The sequence below is a fragment of the Nonomuraea sp. NPDC049784 genome (assembly GCF_040659615.1).
In the GTDB taxonomy this organism is placed as follows: domain Bacteria; phylum Actinomycetota; class Actinomycetes; order Streptosporangiales; family Streptosporangiaceae; genus Nonomuraea.
Map to the genome: position 1 here is coordinate 1 of NZ_JBFAMX010001060.1, position 2,097 is coordinate 2,097.

General features: G+C 72.8%; 2 protein-coding genes. Both read right to left on the reverse strand.

What is annotated here, in order from left to right; translation table 11 throughout:
- Positions 1–499, reverse strand: a 499-nt coding sequence (locus AB0J09_RS63195) for an NAD(P)-binding protein (protein WP_360713921.1), incomplete at its 3' end; no start/stop codon positions are given.
- Positions 486–2,097, reverse strand: a 1,612-nt coding sequence (locus tag AB0J09_RS63200) for a histidine kinase (protein WP_360713923.1), incomplete at its 5' end; no start/stop codon positions are given. The genes AB0J09_RS63195 and AB0J09_RS63200, both read right to left, overlap by 14 nt.

Consider the following 2,097-nt stretch of genomic DNA (forward strand, 5'->3'; position numbering starts at 1 on the left):
CGAGGGCGCCGAACCTGGCCGCGCCGAGGGGCGCGCGCGGCAGCGAGAGCGGCGCGAGCAGCGTGTCCACGAGCGGGTCGCCGGCGCGGGCTGCGGCGCCGACGGTGGCCCGCCAGGCGGCCGAGTCCTGGCCCAGCTCCGTGGCCGTGCGTTCCAGGTCCCGGTGGACGAGCACGGCGGGCTGCTTGTCCAGCGGATGAGCCGCGGCGATGGGCGCGTGCGCCCATTCCACGGGTGGCGGACCGTGACCGGCGACCGGCTGGTCGAGGCGGAGGGCGCGGAAGGCCGGGCTGGCGACGGCCAGGGCCAGGACCGTGGCGCACACGTCGTGGCGGAAGCCCGGCAGGGTCAGCTCCTCGGTACGCAGGCCGCCGCCGAAGCGGTCGGCGGCCTCCACGAGCAGGACGCGGCGGCCGGCCTCGGCCATCGTCACGGCCGCGACCAGGCCGTTCGGCCCCGAACCGACCACCACCGCGTCGAACCCGTCAGGCCTGATCATCACCGTCTCCGATCGCGTGCACGCCGGCGTCGCCTTGGCCGTTGACCGGCTCCTGGGGGTCTGGAGCCCGCCGGGACCGGCCGTCGGCGGGCTCGTCGGAAATCGGGATGTCGCCGCGAACGGTCGTGCCCGAGCCGGGCGTGGACTCCACGCGCAGCACGCCGCCGATCGCGCCCAGCCGGTCCGTCATGTTCACGAAACCGTGCCCCTCGTTTCCGCGGGTGTCGAAGCCGACGCCGTCGTCGCTCACCGCGAAGCTGAGTCTGCCCGGCTCGGCCTGGATGCTCACCTGGATCGTGGCGCCGGGTCCCGCGTACTTGCCCGCGTTCTGGATGGCCTCCAGGCAGCAGAAGTACACGGCGGCCTCGACCTCCTCCGGGTAGCGCCGCGGCAGGTCCACGCTGACCTGGTACGGCAGCGCGACCCGCCGGGTGACCGAGCGCAGCGCCTCGCCGAGACCATGGTTGCGCAGCAGCGGCGGGTAGATGCCGTGAGCGAGCTCGCGGAAGGCGGCGTTCGCGTTCTGCACGTCCGTCCGCAGCTCCTCAAGCAGCTCGGCGGCCATCGCCGGGTCGTCCTTGATGATCTCTCTGGTCAGGCCGAGCTTCACCGACAGTGCGACCAGGTGCTGCTGGGCGCCGTCGTGCAGGTCACGCTCGATGGCCCGGCGGGAGGCGTCGGCCGCGGTGACGATGCGCAGGCGCGACGCCTGGAGCTCCTCGTTGCGCTGGCGCAACTCCTCCAGGGACGCCTGCAGGGCGTTGTCCAGGCGCATGTTGTGCAGGGCCAGCCCGACCTGGCGAGCCAGCTCGATGAGCACCCGGTCGTCCTCATCGGTGAACTCGGCGCCCTCCGGCGCCCGCCGTACGACGAGCAGCCCGAGCAGCTCGCCGAGGTGGGCGGCGGGCGCGACGCGAATGGGAGCGTCGGCGGGATGGCCGTCGAGCAATGTGGGCAGCCACATCGACAGCCAGGTGCTGCCCCCGATCCTGGTGCGCCCCACGACCAGGCGTTCCTTGTCGTTGAGCGCGATCTGCGCCTCGGGACGTTCGGGAACGCTGGACGTGAGGTGCAGCAGTCCTTCCGTGCCGACCCACACCTCCGCGCCTTGTGGGCCCAGGGTGGCGCGCAGCGATTCGACGAGCTGGAGCAGCAACTCGTCGAACGGCACCGCGCGGCTCATCCGGGCGCCGAACGAGGCCAGCGCCTCCTCAGGGGTCTGGCCGCGCCGACCCAGCATGGACTGGCCCATCGAGACGAGCCGGAACCGCAGCGGCAGCGCCAGTACGACGGCGATCAGCGCGGCCACCACGCTCGCGAGCAGCACGTCGTGCTCGGATCCCACCGGCTCGTGGCCCAGGCCGATCACGACCACCAGGTAGACGGCGACCACGAGCATGCCCAGCCCCGCGATCACCACCGACTCGACCAGCGCCCGCTCGGCGAGCCTGGACGCGGCCGGGATCTGGGCCAGCGCCAGGCCGGCGGGCAGCACCATCATGGTGACCAGCAGCCATGGCAGCAGCGTGCCGTCGCGGGGCATATTGCGAAGGAGCTTCGAGAGCTCGACAGCCCGAACGAGGCGCTCTTCTACACCT